The following is a 20,814-nucleotide window of genomic DNA, read 5'->3' as shown; positions in this document are numbered from 1 at the left end:
TTGCGCTCCTCGGGGTGCGGATCGTCTCGGTTGGTCCTAGCGTTCTCGCGGCGCCCGCCCCCACCGGGGCCCGCGCCGGTGAACTCAACGAGGAGGAACTGTGGCGTCAGACGTCGAGACAGGACGCATCACCACCGACATCCCGGCCCGGCTGGACCGGCTGCCCTGGGCGCGGTGGCACTGGATGGTCGTCATCGGGCTGGGGACGGTGTGGATCCTCGACGGCCTCGAGGTGACCATCGTCGGCTCCATGTCGGAGGCCCTCAAGCCGGAAGGCACCGGTCTCGGGCTCAGCAGCTCGGACATCGGCCTGGCCGGCGCGGTCTACGTCGCCGGAGCATGTCTGGGGGCACTGTTCTTCGGACAGCTCACCGACCGGTTCGGTCGCAAGAAGCTGTTCCTGCTGACCCTGGGCGTCTACACCTTCGCCACGGTCCTCACGGCGTTCGCGCCCAACCCGCTCTGGTACTTCATCGCCCGCTTCATCACGGGTATGGGCATCGGCGGGGAGTACGCCGCGATCAACTCCGCGATCGACGAGCTCATCCCCAAGGCCTACCGCGGACGGGTCGACGTCGCCATCAACGGCTCCTTCTGGATCGGGGCCGCGGCCGGTTCGCTGCTCACCATCCCGCTGCTCGACCCGAAGCTGCTCGACCCGGCCCTGGGCTGGCGCCTCGCGTTCGGCCTCGGCGCGATCCTTGCCATCGGCATCCTCATCGTCCGGCGCCACGTGCCGGAGAGCCCGCGCTGGCTCTTCATCCACGGCCGTGAGGAGGAGGGCGAGCAGATCGTCAAGGACATCGAGGGCAAGGTCCACGAAGACACCGGGCGCGACCTCCCCGAGGTCGAGGACGAGCCGATCACCATCCGTCAGCGTCGGACGATCTCCATCCCCGAGATCGCCAAGACCGTCTTCACGCTCTACCCGCGACGCACCATCTTGTGCTTCTCGCTGTTCGTGGGACAGGCGTTCCTCTACAACGCGTTCTTCTTCACCTACGGCGACAGCCTCTCGACGTTCTTCGGGGTCGAGCAGACCGGGTGGTACATCGCCGTGTTCGCGGTGAGCAACTTCCTCGGGGCGATCCTGCTCAGCCCCTTGTTCGACTCCGTGGGCCGGGTGCGGATGATCACGGGCACGTACATCCTGTCGGGCGTGCTCCTCGCCATCGCCGGCTTCAGCCTGGGCGGCCTGAGCGCCGTCACCCTGACCATCTTCGGCTGCGTGATCTTCTTCTTCGCCTCCGCCGGGGCCAGCGCCGCCTACCTGACGGCCAGCGAGGTCTTCCCGCTGGAGACGCGGGCGCTGTGCATCGCCTTCTTCTACGCGATCGGCACGGCCGCCGGTGGCATCAGCGGTCCCCTGCTGTTCGGCAAGCTCATCGACAACGCCTCGGAGTCCAAGGACATCACCGGTCTCGCGGTCGGCTACTTCCTCGGCGCCGCCCTGATGGTCGCCGGTGGCCTCGCGGAGGCCTTGCTCGGCGTCAAGGCCGAGGGCCAGTCGCTGGAGAGCATCGCCCAGCCCCTGACGGCCGACGAGGCGGACGGCTCCTCCGGACCGACCGACGGCAGCTCCGGAGGGAGTGCCGGGACGGGGCCGCGGTCGCCGCAACCCTCGACGGCCTGACGGTCTCGCGGCTGCCGCCTGCGCCCCGGATCCTGCTCCAAGGGTCCGGGGCGCAGTCCTGTCCCGTGGACGCTCGCCGCGACAACTCGACGATGTCGCGCTATACCTGAAAGACCACATTTCGTTCCGTGCCCCTCGCAGCAACCGCGTCATCCCCCACCGACGCGAGCTGCGACCGGCACCGCCGCGGCCGTCGGGTCGGCAGGGAGCAGCCACTCCGCCGACCCCACGGCCCTCCTCGTCGCCCGACGACACGAGGGCCCGACCGGTGTCCGGTCGGGCCCTCGGGCGTGGGTCGTGAGGCGCGTCAGGCCGTGCGGCGCCCCGGACGGGCGCCGAGGGTGAGGAAGATGCCCACGGCGATGAGCAGGATGCCCAGGCCGATGCCGACCGGCGTGAGCGCGCCGCCGATGAAGCCCAGCAGCGCCCCCTTGCTGGACCAGTCCTCGACGTTCTTCTTCACGGTGGCGTCGCTGTAGCCGATGGTGCCCAGCGTGGTCGCGACGTCGTCGTAGCCGTCGGCCGACAGGGACTTCTCGACCTGCTCCTGGCCCTTGATGAGGACACCGGTGTTCGGCTCCACCCACAGGGTGCGGATGTTGCCGTACATCACCGACGCTTGGACGTTGCCGGAGGTCTTGTCGCCGAAGATCCCCTTGGGGACCTCGCGCTGGGCGACCTCGCCCTTGTCGATCGTCTGCCGGAAGACGTAGGTGGTGAGGCCCTCGAGCTTCTCCTCGCGGACGAACTGGATGTCGGTCGCCCGGCCGAGGTCGCCGTCCCACCACTGGTAGGTCTTCTTCTCGACGCCGAAGGGGAACTTGAAGAAGTTGCCCTGGTGCTGGACCGGCACCGTCTTGTCGGGGTTGTCGAGGTCCCCGGCGGACTTGTAGTCACCGCAGCAGTTCGTGGCCGTGCCGGTCTTGCGGGAGAAGGAGACGCCCTCGTTGCTGTAGCTGAGGTCGGTCCACTGCCCGTCGATCTGCGCCTGCGAGCGCACCGTGGTCTGCCAGAACGCCTGCTCGCCCTCCTTGCCCGCGGCCTTGGCGCGACCGGGGATGCCGATCACCTGACGGGTGCTGCGGAGGGTGACGTTCTCGAGCTTGTCGAAGACCGCGGCGCCGTCCACCTCGTGCGCGTAGAGCGCAGACATGCCGGAGCCCTCCGACGTGGAGGTCGATCGCTGGTCGAGGCTCACCGTCGCAAGCCGGTCATAGAGGACGGGCTTGGCGAGGATGCCGATGCCCAACAACAGAACTCCCAGAACTGTGGCAACGCTGCCCAGCACTCGACGCATGTGCGGATCTCCTTGAGATATGAGGTTGCTGGACCCTACCAGCGGGTAGCCTGACGCCGTCGTCAATCCGAACGAAGAGGCATCGATGCGCCGGTGGGCACCCAGCTCGCGTGACTTCGCCACACGACTGGCGGTGGTCGCCATTGTGGTCCCCCTCGTGCTGGGGCTCGCGACGGCGCGCGGGTCGTGGTTCGCCGACGACCTCGACCTGCTCGTGTACGGACAGCGCGGGTTCTCCCCCGGCGTCCTGTTCGCCCCGGCCAACGACCACATCGTCCCGGGGCTGCGGGTGGTGTTCGCCGTGTTCGCCGAGTTCGGGGACTTCAGCTACACGTTCACGGTCGTGTGGCGCTGCCTCTTCCTCGCCGCCGACATCTTCCTGCTGGGTTCGCTGCTGTTCCGCCTGGTCGGCTCGAGCACCTGGGCCCTGCTCGGTGCGGCCTGGTACGGGGTCTCCCCGCTGCTGCTCCAGGCGTTCGCCCAGCTCTCGGCCGGTGTCAACGACGTCCACGCCCAGTTCTTCGCCCTCGTCCTGCTGCACTGCGCCGTCGACTGGTTCGCGGACCACCGTCGGCGGGCCCTCGTCTTGGGACCCGTCGCGCTGGCACTGGTCCTGTCCTTCTGGCTCAAGGCTGGTCTGGTCGTCACCACCGCCCTGGCGCTGGGCTGGATCATCAGCAGGGTCGGCGTCCGACGGCGCCTCGTGGACGTGGCCCTGTGGTCGGTGACCATGCTGGTGCCCGTCGTCGCGTATGCCGCGGTGGTCCTCCCCCGGCGCCGTGCCGACACGGCGCGCTGGCCGGGGGTCGAGGTGGAGCTGCGCCTGCTCTTCGACTCGGTGCGCGAGTCGGTGCTGATGCCCTTCGTCGGTGGGCCCTGGACGTGGACCGACACCGCACCGTACGGCTTCGCCGACCCTCCGGTCGTCGCGCAGCTGCTCGGCGCAGTGGTCCTGCTGTTCCTGCTCGTCCTGACCTGGCGACACCACCGCGCGGTGCTCCTGCTCTGGCTCTCGGCCGCCGTGTTCGTGGTGGCCACCGTCCTGCTCGTGTCGGTCGGGCGCTACTTCCAGTTCGGCGACAGCCTGACGAGGCACTACCACTACTGGTCCGACCTGGGGCTGCCCCTGGTCCTGGCCACCGTGCTCACCCTGCACCGGGCCCTGCCGTGGCCTACGGGTGGCCGCCCCGGGCTGGTCGCCTCGGAGCGCCACGTCCCACGCGGGCTCCCGACGAGGCTGGTCGTCCCCCTCGTGGGCGCCTGGTTCGTCGGCGCGGTCGTCTCCCACGTGACCTTCGGGGCGATGTGGGGGCAGAACCCGGCTCCGGCCTACTTCGCGACGCTGGCCGACGAGGTCGACGAGGCCGGCAGCCCGCCGAACATCTGGGACACCACCGTCCCGACGACGATCGCCCCCTTCATCAACGAGCACCGGCGACTCGGCGACATCCTGTCCGTCGCCGGGATCGACGTGCGGTTCCAGCAGCCGGACGGTGCGCCCAGGGTCGTCGACGAGAGCGGGCGCCTGCGCCCCGCCGACTTCCAGGTCTGGGCCACGGGGGTCGTGCCCCCGGACTGTGGGCTCAAGCTGGTCGGCGCGGGTACCGTGACGATCCCCCTGGACCACCCGGTCCCCGAAGCGAACTGGTACGTGAAGATGGCCTACCTGGCGAACCCCGACGCGCGGGTCCGGGTCGAGCTCGTGGACGCCCGTGACGGCAGCGTCTCGGCGTTGACCTCCCACACCGAGGCCTGGCCGTCCGGGCTGCTCACGGCCTACCTCAACGACCCGCTCGCGGTGGTCGGCAAGCCCGCGACGGAGATCCGGCTCGTGTCCACCGACCCTTCGACGTCGGTGTGCATCGGGACCACCGAGGTCGGCCTCGTGGAGCCGACCCGATGAGGCTCCACGACATCACGCTCCGGGACCGTTTCCCGGCCGTCGACGGCCTGCGCGCCATCGGGGCGCTCGCCGTGATGACCACGCACGTCGGGTTCACCAGCGGAGCCTCGGTGCAAGGGGCCTGGGGAGGCTTCCTCGCCCGCCTCGACATCGGCGTGGCGCTGTTCTTCGTCGTGTCCGGGTTCCTGCTCTACCGACCCCACGTCGTCGCACGGATGCTCGACACCGCGTCCCCGTCCACCCGGCCCTACCTCTGGCACCGGGCCGTGCGCATCCTCCCTGCGCTGTGGGTGGCCGTCCTCCTCGCGGCGGTGACCCTCCCGCACGCGGACGACGTGGGCCTCTCGCGCTACCTGCGGCACGCCCTCCTCGTCCAGATCTACCAGGACGGGCAGCAGGTCGCCGGACTGACGCAGCTGTGGAGCCTCGCCACGGAGGCGGCCTTCTACCTCCTGCTGCCCGGCGCCGCGGTGCTCCTGCACCGGCTCCCCGGCAGCCCCCGCCGCTGGGCCGGGTCCACCGTAGCCGTGCTGGCCCTGACCGTGCTGGCCGGACCCGCCTGGATGGCCGCGGTCACCGCGACCGACCACAGCCTGTGGGGTCTGTGGCTGCCCGGGTACCTCGGGTGGTTCGGGCTGGGCATGGCCCTCGCGGTGTGGAACGTGGCCCGGGCCTCGGGGCACGCCAGCACCCCTCGGCTCGACGAGCTGGCAGCGCACCCGTGGACCTGCTGGGCGTTCGCCGCCGCGGCCTACGCCTTCCTGACCACGCCCGTGGCGGGTCCGCTCGGCCTCACCGAGACCACCCCGGGCGCCGCCTTCACCAAGTCGCTGGCCTACGGCCTCGTCGCTGCCCTCGTGGTCCTCCCGACCGTGAGCGCCACGAGACGGCAGGACGAAGCAGGTCCTGTGCGCTCGCTCGGCTCGGCTCCCTGGGCGTTCGCCGGCGGCATCTCCTACGGCTTCTTCCTCTACCACGTGACCGTGCTGGCCTGGCTGGAGCGGGTCCTCGACCACCGCCCCTTCGACGGCGACTTCCTGCGCCTGTGGGTCGGCACGCTCCTGGTCACGGCAGCCGTGGCCAGCGCGAGCTACCACCTGCTCGAACGACCGCTCATGCGCCGGGGACGCCGCGACCGGGGCTACGACGTGCGCCGCTCCTCGTCCCTGGACGACCTCGACGGTGCCGGTGAGGCGATCCCGACCGCGACGACCACCCCCGCGAGCACCAGTCCCTGAGCCAGCACCGAGTCGGTGGCGGCCGCACCACCGGTCCACGGCTGCGCGGCGACGACCACACCCGAGGACAGGGCGAGGGCCGCTGCCGCCGCCGACCGCGTCCACCCGGCCCACAGCCGTCCGGTGAGGTGGGCGACGGCACCGCCGACGACCGTCGCCGCGAGCCCGACCCACCCCGCCACGAGGGACAGGGCCACCCCCACGAGGATCAGCCCCACGACAGCCGGTCCCGTCCGGGCCGCGAGCGCCGTCCATGCCGGTGCCGGGAGGAGGCGTCGTCCACGACCCCGCAGCAGGGTCAGTCCGAGGAGCACGGCCACGAGCGGTCCGGTGGCCAGGGCTGCGCGGTACGCGGTGTCGGCACCGAACTGCGCCGTGACCGTGGTCGACCCGCCCGCCGGCAGCACCCAACCCTGCTGCCACCCGTCGACCCTGACCGCAGTGAGGTCACGACCGTAGGAGTCCACCGCGGACCACCCGGCACTGAAGTTTTGCGGCACGACCAGGAGACCGGGCGTCGACCGGGTCGGGACCGACAGCCGCATCGACGTGGGGGTGTCGCGTTCCAGCGAGGCACTCGTCCCGGGTCCGACGAGGCGACCGGTGAAGGTGTCACGGTCGACCAGGGACGCCGTCAACGGGGCGAGCTCCGCCGTGGCTCGAACGGTCAGCCCGTGCTTGCCGGGGCCGAGGTCGACCCGACCTGCGTCAAGCCCGCACGGCTCGAGCTGCACGTCCCTGCGGTCGAGGACGGCGCCGACGGTGGTCCGCAGAGACGTCACCAGGTCACGTCCGTCGACCCGGACCGTCGGGGCGAACCCGCACGGGACGCTCACCTCCCGGTCGCGGCCCACGGGCCGGCGCAGGTCGTCCGCGCCCAGGACCCTGATCTCGCTGACCCCGACGGGCCGCTGCGAGCGGAAGCCTGAGACCGCGTCGATGTTGACGAGCGGGGTCGACCTGACGAAGTCGATGCGCACCCGGTCCCCCCGGGTGGCCGGCAGCCGCACCGTCCCGTCGGCGTCCACGGAGACGCGTCGGCTGGGACCGTCGCCCACCCGGACGTCGACCTGGGACGGTCGCGAGGCAGCGAGGAAGTCGTCCCGCAGGAGCTGCAGACCGCTGACCGTCCGGGTGCGTGGGAGGAACAGGTCCAGGGTCGGCGTCTCGTCGGTGGGTGCGGCGATCCACCCGGTCCCCAGGTCCCGGTCGACAGCCGCCCCCGGGCGGCCCTCAGGAGCCTGGACCTCGCGCGAGCTCGCCTCGGCCCTGATCGAGTCCGGCACCTCGAGGAGTCGTTCGAGGGCCTGGCCGTCGCGGGCCCGCGCCGTGACCGACGTCGTGTAGGTGCTCCGCGCCGTGAGGTCGAAGGTGCGAGACAGCCCTCGGGGCTCCTCGTCCGCCCGCTCGAACCGCGCGCTGCACAGTGGCCGGGAATCCTGGTGCAGGCACCCGGACCGGCCCGGCCGCTCGTCACGCACGATGATCGCCCCGACACCGACACCGACACCGACACCGACACCGGCACCGGCACCGGCGTCGCCGGCGACCACAGGACCGTCCGGGCCGGCAGGTCGCACCGTGGTGGGGCGGGCGGGCACCGCGACGACCGGATCGGCGGCCAGGCCGGGCAGCTCGATCTCGGCGACGGCGAAGCCGTTGGGCTGCCCCCCGGCCTCGACGGCCGACAGCTGCAGTCGCAGTCGCTGCGTCGGCCCGGGTGGGGCGATGACCGGCTCGGCCGAGCCGTCTGCGACGACGACCGCCGTCCCGGTCCCGGTGTCCGTCCTGACGGTGACCTGGGTGGGACGTCTCGTGACCGGGGCCGCGGTGCTGAACCGCACCCGCAACCCTTCGAGGGATCGTGCCTGCCCGAGGTCCAGCTCCAGCCACTCGCCCACCGCCGACAGGTACCTGCCCGACACCCAGCGGGTGGTCGGGTCGCCGTCGACGGCAGCAGCTGGGGACGACCCCGGCCCCAGCCGGATCGTGGCGCCGGCGTCGGAAGCCGAGGAGGACGCCGTCACCCCGGCGATGCCCGACCAGGCCAGCACGCTGCGCGGCGCGCCCGGGTCCGAGTCGTAGTCGAGGGCCCGGCGTCCGAGGCGGCCCGGGTCGTCGGCCGTCAGCGTGGTCGAGGTGTTGTCGGTCGGCGTCCCGAAGAACGTCTCGCGACGCCGGTTGCCGTCGGTGAGCACGTGCCGCCCGGAGTCCGCGAGACCCGGCGCCCCGCCCGCGTCGGAGCCCAGCAGACCGGCGCTGCCGACGCCGGTCACCTCCCGCAGCTCGGGGAGGTTCTCCGGGCCCGCGGTCGCCGTGTAGACGTCGGAGGCAGCCACGAACCGAGCGCCGGCCGGCCGCACCTCGTAGACCTCGAGACTGCGGAACGCCAGCAGGGTGCGCTCGTCGACGGTGAGGTCCGGCGTCTCGACCGGGCTCTGCACGGTCGGCCCGAACGCGGCTGCCACCGTCAGCCCCGACTCACGCAGCGCCTCGTGCACGGCCATCGGCGGGGAGCCCTGGGCTGCGACGGTGAGGTCGTTGCGCACGAGCACGTAACGCACACCCAGCGAGCCGATCAGCGACGCCAGGTCCTCGCCTCCACGTCCCTGTCCGAGGCGTCCCTCCACCTCGTCGAGCACCCGCGTGGCTCCGGCGGACCCCAGCGGCACGGCGTCCCGGACGACGAACGCGCGGTCGGCGATGGCCTGCAACGGCTCGTCCTTGGGCGATCCCCACCGCAGGTCGGCGAAGGCTGCGGCCGGCTCGACGAGGACCGACCCGGGTCCGCTCCTGCCGTCGAGCCACCGTGCCGCCTCGTGCCAGTAACCCGGGATGGCCTGGTACGCCCCCTGTCTCGGCAGCTCGGCCGCCACCGCGGGGGCCGTGGCGCCCAGGACTAGTGCGACCGACAGGACCGGGGTCAGCCACCCCGGGACCGCGGCCACCCAGCGGGACCGGGACGGCGCGGCGAGCGCCCGTCCGATGCAGGTGGTCGCATGGATGAGTCCGAGGACCAGCGGCACGCGCAGGACCAGCTCGAACTTGTGCGTGTTGCGCAGCGGCGCGAGCGGTCCGTCGAGCAGCGCCCGGACCTGGGCGTCGAACGGGGAGTGTCCGGACCCGGCGAAACCGGCGGTGAGCAGTGCGAGGCCGACGACCGTCGCCACGAGGAGGAAGACCCGCTCCGGCATGTCCGGACGACTCAGGCCGGCCAGGGCGAGGGCGGCCACCGCCGCGGTCGCGAGGATCAGCGCCGGAGTCGTGACGAGCAGCCACCCCGCGGGCCAGCTGGGCCCGGACGGCCCGACGAGGAAGTTCAGCCAGGCGGAGGTGCCCTGTACGGCGTTCACCGTGCTGGCCAGGCCGGTCGTCACCCGGGCGTCCTCGATCCAGTCGAGGAACGGCGGGCTGAACCGGCCGAGCAGGACGAGCGGCACGAGCCACCAGAGGCACGTGAGGACGACGGCACCGAGCCAGGCCAGCGCGGGGAGGACAGCGCGCCGGACGGGCGTGCGGGTGGCGAACCACAGCGCGGGGAGGACCAGGGCAGCCCCGCTGGCGACGGCATTGACCCCACCGAGGCACAGCACGGCGACCGCGGAGCGACTGATCCGCCAGGTCCAGCCCCGCTCCCGGCGGTCGACGAGGGGCGCCAGCACCCAGGGCGCCACCGCGAGCGGCCACACCTCGACAGAGGTCACCGCGAGCTCGCTCATCATCCGTGGACTCAGCGCGAACAGCAGCGACCCCAGCAGCCGCGTCCACGGCGTCCCCATCCGCAACGCCCCGGACAGGCGCCACATCCCGAGGAACGCCACGGAGAGGACCACGGTCCACCAGAGTCGTTGCACGACCCACTCGGGCAGACCGAGCTCGAGCAGGACGAGGTGGAAGGGCCCCACCGGGAACAGGTAGCCGTAGGCCTGGTTCTGCAGCTGTCCGAGTGCCCCCTGGGGGTCCCAGATGTGCAGGGCACGCAGGAGGAAGGCACCCGGGTCGGCGGTGAGGTCGAGCTTCGTGTCAGGGACGATGAGACCCGGTGCCTGACGGAACGCCAGGGCTGCGAGGAGCACCACGACCGCAGCGAGCCTGGCCCGCCAGATGAACCCCGTGCCGTCGACGTGATCCGCGCGGGCCCCGTCATCCTGGCCGCTCCGGTCCGAGCCGCGACCCGTTGCCGCCGAGCTCACTACAGCTTCTCCACGACGATGACGGCGTTCCAGCAGGCCACCTCGCGCAGTCCCGGCACCCGGATCACCCAGCGGGCCCAGCGCGGGTGGTACCGCGGCAGGACCTCGACGACGCGAACGCGCTCCTCGCGCACCGCCTGCCTCACCCAGCGGTCCATCCGGGCGACGGAGCACGCGAAGAGGGACACGCCGAAGTCGTTCTTCGGTCGGTGACCCTGCCGCGCGGCATACCGGTCCGCGGCCCGGCGGCCACCGAGGTAGTGCCAGGGCGCGGTCTCGTGGCCTCCCCACGGCGACAGCCACGGGGTCCAGGAGATGACGACCGTGCCGCCCGGGCGGGTGACCCGCAGCATCTCCTCGGCCATGCCCTCGGGGTCGGGGACGTGCTCGAGGACGTTGGAGGAGTAGGCGCAGTCGACCGACGCGTCGGCGATCGGGAGCTGCAGACCCGACCCCCTCAGCGCGTTGGTCCCGACGAGCCCGCGGGCGGTGAGCTCGCCGGCGTCCGGCTCGATCCCGGCGTACCTGGCGCCGGCGTCGCGGAACGCGTCCGCGAAGTAGCCGGGGCCACCACCGACGTCCACGACGTCCGCTCCCACGAGGTCGAACCACCGCGCTGCCTCGGCGACGGAGTCGGCCGCCAGCAACGAGTAGAAGCGGTCGGGGTCGGTCTGCTCCACGAGGAAGGCACGGAACAGCGCCACCGACCGACGCAGGCTGCCGCGCGGAGGCGCCGCGGGACGATCGGGTGACGTGCGCGACAAGGCTGACCCGGCAGGCTGTCCGGGCGGGCTACATTTCTCCATCAGCCCCACCCCTGACTCGCAACGGAGCGACTGTGCGCATTGCCTTCCTGAACTGGCGTGACTCCACGCACCCCGAGGGCGGCGGCGCAGAGCACTACGCCGAGACCGTGTGCCGCGGCCTCGTGGCGCGAGGTCACACGGTGACGCTGTACTGCGCCGCGCACGGCGATGCCCCGGCCTCCGAGACGGTGGAGGGGGTGCACGTGCGTCGGCAGGGCGGCCGCCTCGGGGTGTATGCCGCGTCGACCCGCGCGCTGCGCGCCGACGAGCGTGCGCACGGGCGCTACGACGTCGTGGTCGACGTGCAGAACGGTGTGCCGTTCCTGTCGGTGCTGTCCACCAGGTCGCCGGTCGTCTCGCTGATCCACCACGTGCACCGCGAGCAGTGGCCCGTCGTCTTCGGCCCGGTGTCGGCGCGGATCGGCTGGCTCATCGAGAGCCGGCTGTCCCCCAGGGCGTACCGCGGCCGGCAGTACGTCGCCGTCTCCGAGCGGACCCGCGAGGAGCTCGCCGGCCTCGGCGTCGACGAGCAGCACATCGCGGTCATCCACAACGGCACGGACGAGCCCGTCGCCCTGGGGACGGCCCGTCGCCCCGACCCGACGATCGTGGTCCTGGGTCGGCTCGTCCCGCACAAGCGCGTCGAGCACGCCATCGACGTCCTGGCGCGGCTTCGGCCCACGACCCCGGGACTGCGCCTGCGCGTGATCGGGCAGGGCTGGTGGCACGACGAGATCGCCGCCCACGCGGAGCAGTCCGGGATGGCCGACGACGTGGACCTGCTGGGGTTCGTCGAGGACGGCGTCAAGCACGCCGAGCTCGCCGGCGCCTGGCTCGCCCTGGCGCCCAGCGTCAAGGAGGGGTGGGGCCTGTGCGTCGTCGAGGCCGCCAGCCACGGGGTGCCCACCATCGCCTACACCAACGCCGGTGGTCTCTCGGAGTCGATCGTGCACCAGCGGACCGGCGTCCTCGTGGACGACCTCGACGAGATGACGCACGAGGTGGCGAGGCTGCTGGCCGACCACGAGGCCCGCGAGGAGATGGGAGCCCACGCACGCGACTACGCCCGGCAGTTCACCTGGTCGGGAACGGTCGGGGCCTGGGAGCGTCTGCTGCTGCATACGGCACGCGGAAAGGCGCCGGTCGCGATGACCGACGCCCAGTCGCTGACAGTCCGGGGCTGAGTCAGCCGCCGTAGGGGATCAGGGTCTGCGGGTCGACGATGTCCTTCGGCCCGGTCTGCACCGCCGAGGTGTCGTCGGGGGCGGAGGTGTTGACCACGGTGACGACGGCAGCCGCTGCCGCGCCACCACCCAGGACGACGCTCAGCAAGGTGACGGCCGCAGCCGACTCGATGGCACCGCGCTCGCCACGGCGAAAGAACTGCATGACCTGGGGCCTCCTGGTGGTGATGTTGCGAGGATGTTACCCGCTGGTTGCCCTCCCGACCCACTTCTGCGGAAACTTCCGTGCGTGTCCCCTGCGAGGCGTTCTCACCCGGTACGGCGCGACCACACGGTGAACTCCGGCGACCGCAGCACCGCCACCAGCCCGGCGTGCGAGGACGGCAGTCGGCCGGCCGTCCCCTGCCACTCGACGACCACCGAGATCCCGAGCCGGTCCAGCACCGCAGGATCGAGCCGACCTGCTGCCCAGGCGCGGGACTCCGCGGGGTCGCCACCGCCGACGACGAGCGCCCGGTCGTCCCGGGCCACGGTGAGGTCGAACGACGACAGGACCTCGCGGTCCAGCGCCCGGGGCAGGGGGTCGAGGAACGGCTGCCCCCCGGCCCACGCGGGGTTGCGGAACGGCTGCCAGGGCAGCACGAGCACCGCACCGTCGCCGGGCGTCGACTCCACGGCGTCGACCACCTGCTGCCAGCTGGGCGGGTAGGCGACCGGGCGGTAGGACCGGGCGACCAGGCCGGGCAGGTCGGGGACGGTGAGGACGGTCAGGGCGAGCACGACGAGACCGGCTCCGAACACCGGCGCGGCGCTCGGGCCTCGTCCACCCGCAGGCGGACGAGCAGCGAACCACCTGGTGAGGGCACCGGCGGCCAGACCCACCCCCACGGCGCAGACGAGTGCCGACAGGCCGAGCAGCCGGTGGGTGTCACGGAAGATCGCCACCCCGGGGACGTCCTGGGCCACGGTGAACAGCGCCAGACCCGGCCCCGTGGACAGCAGGAGGACGACGCAGACAGGGCCTGCGTAGAGGGTGGCCAGGACGACTGCGGCCCGGCGCCGCCCGCGGCGGGCGTGTGCGAGCACACCCGCAGCGGCCAGGAGAAGAATGGCGAGGGAGGCCAGCACCGGGAGCAGGTCGAGGCGCGACGACGGACGCGCACCGGGCGCCCACGCGCCACCCAGCATGAGGACGGACCCCACGGTGCCCAGTGGCGAGTCGGCGCCCACGGCGAACGCGATGGCACCGTCGCGGTCGGCCACGACCCCGGGACCCGTCGTGGCGGCGGCCAGCCACGGCAGGCACCAAAGGAAGGCCACGACGAGCACGGACGCGAGCCAGCCCCTGGTCCTGCGCGCGGGGGTCGCGAGCGATGCTGCGACCGCCACCACGGCGGCCACGACGCCGCCGAACGGCGTCAGCGCCGCAGGGAGGGCGGCGAGGACCACCAGGGCCAGGCGCCGACCGGCCGGGCCGGGGTGGCGCACGGCGAGGACGATCCACGGGGCCATGCTGTAGGCCAGCAGGGTCGGCGGCTGGCCGAGGAGGAGCCGCTCCGCGACGTACGGGTTCCACACCGCCACCGCCGCACCGCAGGCCATCGCCACGGTGCCGTGGGCTCGCAGCAGCACAGCGACCCCGAGGCCGGCCAGGACCAGGACCCCCGCGAGCATGAGCTGCTGCTGCACCGAGGTCGGGACCACCAAGGCCAGCGCGGTCGTCACCGCGTCGAGCGGGACGGCCCGAGCGGCTGCCCCGGACACCCCGAGGCTCTGCGGACCGAGCCGGGGCTCCGGGACGGCCACGAAGTCGCGGTAGAGGAACCATCCGGCCCCCCAGCCGCCGGTCGCCCCGCCGGTCGCCCCGCTCGACGACCAGCCCCATGACCCGGCGCACACCCAGGCGGTGAGCCCGAGCGTCACACCGAGCGGCAGGGCGAACGGGCGGAGCCCGGCGAGCCGGCGCACGGGGACGGTGCCGGTCCCGCTCAGTGGGCGGCGTCGTGCCAGGACCGGCCGACGCCGACGCTGACCTCGAGCGGGACGTCCATCTCCATGGCCCCGCCCATCTCGCGACGCACCAGCGCCTCGACGTCGTCGCGCTCCCCCGGTGCGATCTCGAGGACGAGCTCGTCGTGGACCTGGAGCAGCTGGCGCGACTGCGCACCCGACTCGGTCAGGGCCTTGTCGACGCGCAGCATGGCGAGCTTGATGATGTCGGCGGCCGAACCCTGGATCGGGGCGTTGAGGGCCATCCGCTCGGCCATCTCGCGGCGCTGGCGGTTGTCGGACGTGAGGTCCGGCAGGTAGCGACGGCGCCCCAGCATCGTCTCGGTGTAGCCGGTCCCCCGGGCCTGGGCCACGACCTCGGTGAGGTAGTCGCGCACGCCACCGAACCGGGCGAAGTACTCGTCCATCAGGCCCTGCGCCTCACCGGTGGAGATGGTGAGCTGCTTGGACAGGCCGAACGCCGACAGTCCGTAGGCCAGGCCGTACGACATCGCCTTGACCTTGGACCGCATCGCCGAGGTGACGTCCTGGGGCTCCACGTGGAAGACCCGCGACCCGACGAACCGGTGCAGGTCCTCGCCGGTGCGGAAGGCCTCGATGAGGCCCTCGTCGCCGGACAGGTGCGCCATGATCCGCATCTCGATCTGGCTGTAGTCGGCCGACATCAGCGACTCGTAGCCCTCGCCGACGACGAACACCTCACGGATGCGACGACCCTCGTCGGTGCGGATCGGAATGTTCTGGAGGTTGGGGTCGGTCGAGCTGAGCCGACCGGTCGCCGCGATCGTCTGCTGGTACGTCGTGTGGATGCGGCCGTCGTCGGCCACCGACTTGAGCAGACCCTCGACGGTGACCCGCAGGCGGGAGGCGTCACGGTGGCGCAGCAGCGCCTCCAGGAACGGGTGCTCGGTCTTGGTGAACAGGTCCGTGAGTGCGTCGGCGTCGGTGGTGTACCCGGTCTTGGTGCGCCGCGTCTTGGGCAGGCCGAGGGTCTCGAACAGCACGACCTGGAGCTGCTTGGGCGAGCCCAGGTTGATCTGGTCGCCACCGATCGCGTCGTAGGCGTCCTGCTGGGCCTCGCGCACCTTGGCCGCGAAGTCGGCCTCCAGCCCGGTCATGGTCTCGGTGTCGGCGCCGATGCCGAGGCGCTCCATGCCTGCGAGCACGTGCTCGAGCGGGAGCTCGACGTCGCGCTGCAGCGAGGTGCCGCCGGTCGCCTCGAGCTGCTCGGCCAGGGACGCGGCGAGGTCGAGCACGGCGCGGGCCCGCACCATCGCCTCCTGCGCCCCGGTGTCCTGGTCGTCGCCGAAGTCGAGCAGCCCCTGGCCGCTGTCGGCCGTCTCGGCCCGCAGCTCCCGGCCGAGGTGGCGCAGCACGAGGTCGGACAGGTCGTAGGACCGCTGGTCGGGCCGCACGAGGTAGGCGGCGAGGGCCGTGTCGGTCTCGATGCCGTCGACCGCCCAACCGCGGGCCGCGAGCGCCAGGAGCGGTCCCTTCGCGTCGTGGAGCACCTTGGGTCGGGTCGGGTCGGCCAGCCAGGCCGCGACCGCGGAGTCGCCGGCGGTGTCCAGCGAGGTGACGTCGACGTATGCCGCCGCGTCACCGTCGGTGGCCAGCGCGAGGGCGGTGACGTCCCCGGTGCCGCGGCCCCAGCTGCCCACGACGTGCACGCCGACGCGGGCTCCGGCGGCGGCATACTCGGTCAGCCAACCGGCCACCTCGTCGGGGGCGAGCACGCTGCCCTCGAGGTCGAAGCCGTGCTCGGCCTCCTCGGTCGGGGCCTCGAGGTACTCGAAGAGGCGGTCGCGCAGCACCCGGAACTCGAGGCTGTCGAAGACGGTATGGACCTGGTCGCGGTCCCAGTTCTGCCGCTCGAGCTGGTCGATGGTGACCGGGAGCTCGAGGTCGGTGAGCAGGTGGTTGAGGCGTCGGTTGCGCAGGACGCCGTTGAGGTGCTCGCGCAGCGACTCCCCCGCCTTGCCCTTGATCTCGTCGGCGTGGGCGACGACGCCCTGGAGGTCGCCGTACAGACCCAGCCACTTCGCGGCGGTCTTGGGCCCGACGCCGGGGACGCCGGGCAGGTTGTCGCTGGTCTCGCCGACGAGGGCGGCGAGGTCGCTGTAGCGCTCGGGCGCGACGAGGTACTTCTCCTCGACCGCCTTGGGGTCCATCCGCCAGACCTCGGAGACGCCACGGACGGGGTAGAGCAGGGTGACCTTGTCGTTGACGAGCTGGAACGCGTCGCGGTCACCGGTGCAGATGACGACGTCCATGCCCTGCGCGGTGGCCTGCGTGGTCAGCGTCGCGATGATGTCGTCAGCCTCGAAGCCGTCGAGCTGGACGTGCTGGATCTTGAGCGCGTCGAGCACCTCGCGGACCAGCGCCACCTGGCCCTGGAACTCGCTCGGGGTGGCCGACCGGGTCGCCTTGTACTCGGCGTACTCCTCGCTGCGGAACGTCTTGCGACTGACGTCGAAGGCCACGGCGAGGTGGGTCGGCTGCTCGTCGCGGAGCACGTTGATGAGCATCGACGTGAAGCCGTAGACGGCGTTGGTGTGCTGACCGGTGCTGGTCGAGAAGTTCTCGACCGGCAGCGCGAAGAAGGCCCGGTAGGCGAGGGAATGTCCGTCGAGGAGCAGGAGGCGACTCACGCATGGCAGCCTATTGGTTATGAGTGACACCCCCGCGACCCCCGACGACCAGACGCCCGACTTCGGTCCGGCCCTCGCCGCCATGCAGGCGATGAACCCCGACTCCCTCCTGCACCGGATGGGGATCGAGATCGTCGAGGGGACGCCCGACCGGGTCGTCGGCCGGATGCCGGTCGCCGGCAACACCCAGCCTTACGGCCTCCTGCACGGTGGCGCCTCGGTCGTCCTGGCCGAGACGCTCGGCTCGATCGGTGCCGCGCTGCACGCCGGGCCCGAGCGGATCGCCGTGGGGCTCGACATCAACGCCACCCACCACCGGGCCGCCCGGTCGGGGTTCGTCACGGGCACGGCGACCGCACTGTCGTTGGGAGGCACGCTCGCGTCCTACGACGTCGTCATCACCGACGACCAGGACCGGCGCGTCTGCACCTGCCGAATCACGTGCCTGGTCCGTTCCGCGGCCCCGGGTTCCTGACCCGGTCGTGACCGTCTGGGGGGCCTGCGTCACGAGCCGGTCAGGCGCAGGCAAAGCGCAGGTCAAGTCGCCCGCCAACGGTGTCCGTAGGTGCCCCGTCGAACGGCCCGAACGGGTGACGACGACCCGCTGACCTGCGGGAGACGATCGATGACGTGCCCCCCAGCATCCTTCGCCACCGTTCTGCCGCCGCGACCGACTCCCCCCAGTCACCCCCCTCCGCGACCGGCACCCCCACCACTCCCGACAGCCGGACCGAACCTGTCCGGGCCAAGGTCACCCGTCGCAGCGCCGTGGGCGCCGTGGCCGCCGCCGCCGTCGACTCCGTGGCCCCGTCCAAGTCGCCGACGGCATACACCGCCCCCACCATCGCCAACCCGGTCACGCAGCGCCCCCTCCCCCAGAAGCTGACCAAGCCCGCCGTCACCGAGGCCCCCGCCGCCGGGACGGTCGACCGTGCGTACGCCCCACGCACCGCCGTCAGCGCCCCGACGACCACGACGGCGGCGACCACGCGGGCGGTCGCGACGGCCACCACGGCGGCAGCCCCCAGCGCCGCCCTGCACCTGGCCCGGCGCGCCTCCTGGGGTGCGACACCGTCCCTCGTCGCCGAGATCACCGCCCAGGGCACCACCGCCTGGATCGACGCGCAGCTCAACCCCTCGGCGCTGCCCGACACCACCGTCGACGCCCTCGTCGCCGAGCAGTGGCCCATCCTGCGCAGCAAGATCTGGGGCGTCCGCGACAAGTACTACCCCAACAGCACCGGCGACGCCGGCTACGCCATCATCCAGTCCTACCTCGCGCGGGCGATCTGGTCCAAGCGCCAGCTGCTCGAGGTCATGGTCGACTTCTGGACCAACCACCTGGTCGTCGCCGGCCCGTGGGGTGACGCGTGGGACAGCATCCACCGCTACCACGTCGACGTGATCCGCCGGTACGCCCTGGGTCGCTACTCCGACATGCTCGTGGCTGCGGCCAAGCACCCGGCCATGCTCCAGCAGCTCGACAACGCCTACTCGACCAAGCGCAGCCCCAACGAGAACTTCGGCCGCGAGCTCCTCGAGCTGCACACCGTCGGCGTCGACGGCGGCTACCTGGAGTCCGACATCCGCCGGTCCGCCCTCATCCTCACCGGCATGGGCATCGACTTCGAGACCGGCGAGTACCTCTGGCGCGACATGCACCACTACCGCGGCAAGCTCAGCCTGCTCGGGTGGACGAACGACAACGCCTCGCCCGCCGGGACCCCCGTGGTCGACTCGTACCTGAACCACCTCGCCAGGCACCCGAAGACCGCCCGTCGCATCGCCACCAAGCTCGCCGTCCGGTTCGTCTCCGACACCCCTCCGGCCACCCTGGTCGACCGGCTCGCCCAGGTGTACCTCGCCAACGACACCCGCATCGCGCCGGTGCTCAAGGCCCTGCTGACCTCGGCCGAGTTCGCCGCCTCCGCAGGTCAGAAGACCAAGCGACCCCTGGAGAACATCGTCTCCACCGCCCGCGTCCTCGGCGCGGCCCCCGGTGCCGACACCCCGGCGTGGCTGAACGACCTGCTGTGGATGGCGCAGACCGCGGGACAGGCCCCGATGGGGTGGCCCGCCCCCAACGGCTACCCGGACGTCGCAGGCGCCTGGGCCGGTGCCGGGACCACCCTGGCCACCTGGAACTTCCACATGTACCAGACCTGGACCGCCAACGACACGAACGTCACCAAGGTGAGGTACCCGTCGCTGCGCACCCTGCTCCCCACGACCGCCCCGGCGACGTATGGCGCGTACGTGGACGCGCTGTCCAAGCGCCTCATCCAGGTGCCGCTGCCGTCGGCCAAGCGTGATGCGGTCTGCGCGTTCCTCGACAGGACCGCGACCTCGACCCTGAACCCCAACGACGCAGCGCTCGGCTGGCGCCTGCCCTACGTCGTCGCCCTGATCCTCGACTCCCCCGAGTTCGCAACCCGCTGAGGCCCCCTGATGACCCTCCCCACCACCACCGACACCAGCAGCACCCCGACGACGAGCACGGGCAGTCCTGCCGCGGCTGCGGGTCCGGACGGCTGCGGCTGCCCCGAGTTCGCCCGTGCCGGGGGACCCGGCGGCATGTCCCGCCGCGGCTTCCTGGCCGCCTCCGGGCTCGGCGCCGCGGCGACGTTCGCCCTCGGCTCGTCCCCGGCGGAGGCGGCCACCCAGCTCACCTTCGCCGACGCTGGCTACACCGGCGACACCCTGGTCGTGCTGTCCTTCCGCGGCGGCTTCGACGGCCTGACGGCTGTCGCCCCCGTGGGCGACCCGGCCTACTACACGGCCCGCCCCAACATCGCGGTCCCGCAGTCACGTGGCCTCAAGCTCGACACGCGGTTCGCCCTGCACCCGGCGCTCGCGCCCCTGCTCCCGCTGTACACCTCGGGCCGCCTGGCCATGGTCCACGCCGTCGGCCAGCCGAACCCCACCCGCTCGCACTTCACCGACATGGACGAGATGGAGCGCGCGGCGCCCGGCTCGTCGCTGCGGACCGGCTGGCTCGACCGGATGGTCGGCGCCACCACGACTCCCGGGCCGTTCGCCGCCACCTCGCTCGCGTCCACGAGCTCACCCCGCTCCCTCATGGGACCGACCGTCGAGCTCGCCATGCGCAGCCTCGACAGCTTCGAGCTGGCCGGGGCGTGGGACACCAACGAGATGACCCGGTGGACCAAGGCCCTCAGCGCCCTGCACGTCGGCGCGCCGGCCCAGCTGGCGACCCCGGCGGAGGTCGCGATCGGCACCGTCGCGACGACGACGGCCATGACCGCCACCCCCTACACGCCCGCCGGCGGCGCGGCATACCCGTATGGCGCCCTCGGTGACGCGCTGCGCGACGCCGCCCGCCTCATCAAGGCGGGCGTGGGCCTGCGCGCGGTGACCATCGACTCCGGCAACTGGGACATGCACGTCAACCTCGGTCGCTCGGACGGCGGCTGGATGTACAACCAGCTCACCGAGGTCGGGAAGGCGCTGGCAGCCTTCAACGCCGACCTCGGCGCCGCGGGCGACCGCGTCACCCTCGTCACGCTCTCGGAGTTCGGCCGCCGCGTCGCGGAGAACGGCTCGGGCGGGGTCGACCACGGGTACGGCAACGTCTCGTTCGTCATGGGTGGCGGGGTCAACGGCGGCAAGGTCTACGGCACCTGGCCGGGCCTGACGTCCGACAAGCTGCTCGCCGGTGACCTCAACGCCACGACGGACTACCGCATCGTGCTCGGCGAGATCCTCGAGAAGCGGTGCGGGCTCACGGCGAGCACGGTGCTGCCCGGCCTGCCGTCGACGCGGCTCGGGATCGCCAAGCCCCGGAGCTGAGGCACGAGACACGTCGGTCAACCGGCGACCCGGTCGACCGACCGGCGTCGGTCGGCCGACCGGCGTCGGTTGGCCGGGTCGGTCAGCCG

General features: G+C 72.3%; 13 protein-coding genes. 7 read left to right on the top strand and 6 right to left on the bottom strand.

The features are described 5' to 3' along the window. The first annotated feature begins 100 nt into the window (after window positions 1-100). Window positions 101-1,633, top strand: coding sequence for an MFS transporter (locus ABD286_RS00575; RefSeq protein ID WP_344189227.1), 1,533 nt, complete (start codon window positions 101-103; stop codon window positions 1,631-1,633). Between the two features lie 307 nt (window positions 1,634-1,940). Here ABD286_RS00575 and pgfA read toward each other — a convergent pair whose 3' ends face one another. After that, a complete protein-coding gene (gene pgfA, locus ABD286_RS00570; RefSeq protein WP_344189225.1) occupies window positions 1,941-2,930 on the bottom strand; it encodes a cell envelope lipid trafficking protein PgfA in 990 nt (329 codons plus the stop codon). 133 nt (window positions 2,931-3,063) lie between these two features. On the opposite strand from pgfA, the gene ABD286_RS00565 reads away from it, so the two are divergent. Beyond that, entirely contained in the window at window positions 3,064-4,833 is a 1,770-nt protein-coding gene (locus tag ABD286_RS00565; protein WP_344189223.1) for a hypothetical protein, read from the top strand. Beyond that, entirely contained in the window at window positions 4,830-6,071 is a 1,242-nt protein-coding gene (locus ABD286_RS00560) for an acyltransferase family protein (protein WP_344189221.1), read from the top strand. The genes ABD286_RS00565 and ABD286_RS00560 overlap by 4 nt, the downstream gene beginning before the upstream one ends. On the opposite strand, the gene ABD286_RS00555 is transcribed toward ABD286_RS00560, so the two are convergent. Beyond that, entirely contained in the window at window positions 5,975-10,264 is a 4,290-nt protein-coding gene (locus tag ABD286_RS00555) for an alpha-(1->3)-arabinofuranosyltransferase domain-containing protein (RefSeq protein ID WP_344189219.1), read from the bottom strand. The genes ABD286_RS00560 and ABD286_RS00555 overlap by 97 nt on opposite strands. Continuing rightward, window positions 10,264-10,968, bottom strand: coding sequence for a class I SAM-dependent methyltransferase (locus ABD286_RS00550; RefSeq protein WP_344189217.1), 705 nt, complete (start codon window positions 10,966-10,968; stop codon window positions 10,264-10,266). The genes ABD286_RS00555 and ABD286_RS00550 overlap by 1 nt, the downstream gene beginning before the upstream one ends. A 134-nt stretch (window positions 10,969-11,102) precedes the next feature. Here ABD286_RS00550 and ABD286_RS00545 point away from each other — a divergent pair, with 134 nt between their 5' ends. After that, entirely contained in the window at window positions 11,103-12,254 is a 1,152-nt protein-coding gene (locus ABD286_RS00545) for a glycosyltransferase family 4 protein (protein ID WP_344189215.1), read from the top strand. Window position 12,255: 1 nt separating this feature from the next. Here ABD286_RS00545 and ABD286_RS00540 read toward each other — a convergent pair whose 3' ends face one another. From ABD286_RS00540 to polA, 3 genes are all read right to left on the bottom strand, one after another. After that, the gene (locus tag ABD286_RS00540) at window positions 12,256-12,459 is read right to left on the bottom strand and encodes a hypothetical protein (RefSeq protein ID WP_344189213.1); all 204 of its coding nucleotides are present in this window, start codon (window positions 12,457-12,459) and stop codon (window positions 12,256-12,258) included. Window positions 12,460-12,563: 104 nt separating this feature from the next. Continuing rightward, complete coding sequence (locus ABD286_RS00535) at window positions 12,564-14,222, bottom strand: MmpA family trehalose lipid delivery protein (RefSeq protein WP_344189211.1); 1,659 nt, start codon at window positions 14,220-14,222, stop codon at window positions 12,564-12,566. Window positions 14,223-14,242: 20 nt separating this feature from the next. Then, window positions 14,243-16,915 carry a DNA polymerase I gene (gene polA, locus ABD286_RS00530; RefSeq protein WP_344189209.1) on the bottom strand — a complete coding sequence of 891 codons (2,673 nt, stop codon included), beginning with the start codon at window positions 16,913-16,915 and terminating at the stop codon, window positions 14,243-14,245. An 82-nt stretch (window positions 16,916-16,997) separates the two neighbouring features. Here polA and ABD286_RS00525 point away from each other — a divergent pair, with 82 nt between their 5' ends. From ABD286_RS00525 to ABD286_RS00515, 3 genes are all read left to right on the top strand, one after another. Then, entirely contained in the window at window positions 16,998-17,390 is a 393-nt protein-coding gene (locus tag ABD286_RS00525; RefSeq protein ID WP_344193185.1) for a PaaI family thioesterase, read from the top strand. A 155-nt stretch (window positions 17,391-17,545) separates the two neighbouring features. Continuing rightward, window positions 17,546-19,354, top strand: a complete 1,809-nt coding sequence (locus ABD286_RS00520) for a DUF1800 domain-containing protein (protein ID WP_344189207.1) — start codon at window positions 17,546-17,548, stop codon at window positions 19,352-19,354. Window positions 19,355-19,363: 9 nt separating this feature from the next. Further along, complete coding sequence (locus ABD286_RS00515; protein WP_344189205.1) at window positions 19,364-20,725, top strand: DUF1501 domain-containing protein; 1,362 nt, start codon at window positions 19,364-19,366, stop codon at window positions 20,723-20,725. Window positions 20,726-20,814: the final 89 nt, after the last annotated feature.

The sequence above is a fragment of the Pedococcus aerophilus genome (genome assembly GCF_039532215.1).
In the GTDB taxonomy this organism is placed as follows: Bacteria; Actinomycetota; Actinomycetes; order Actinomycetales; family Dermatophilaceae; genus Pedococcus; species Pedococcus aerophilus.
This window is presented reverse-complemented; position numbering and strand designations above follow the sequence as displayed.

What these genes read in the sequence shown, in the direction of transcription:
- pgfA (WP_344189225.1), bottom strand. Translation starts at nt 2,930, where the DNA reads ATGCGTCGAGTGCTGGGCAGCGTTGCCACAGTTCTGGGAGTTCTGTTG.
- ABD286_RS00560 (WP_344189221.1), top strand. Translation starts at nt 4,830, where the DNA reads ATGAGGCTCCACGACATCACGCTCCGGGACCGTTTCCCGGCCGTCGAC.
- ABD286_RS00540 (WP_344189213.1), bottom strand. Translation starts at nt 12,459, where the DNA reads ATGCAGTTCTTTCGCCGTGGCGAGCGCGGTGCCATCGAGTCGGCTGCG.
- ABD286_RS00525 (WP_344193185.1), top strand. Translation starts at nt 16,998, where the DNA reads ATGCAGGCGATGAACCCCGACTCCCTCCTGCACCGGATGGGGATCGAG.
- ABD286_RS00515 (WP_344189205.1), top strand. Translation starts at nt 19,364, where the DNA reads ATGACCCTCCCCACCACCACCGACACCAGCAGCACCCCGACGACGAGC.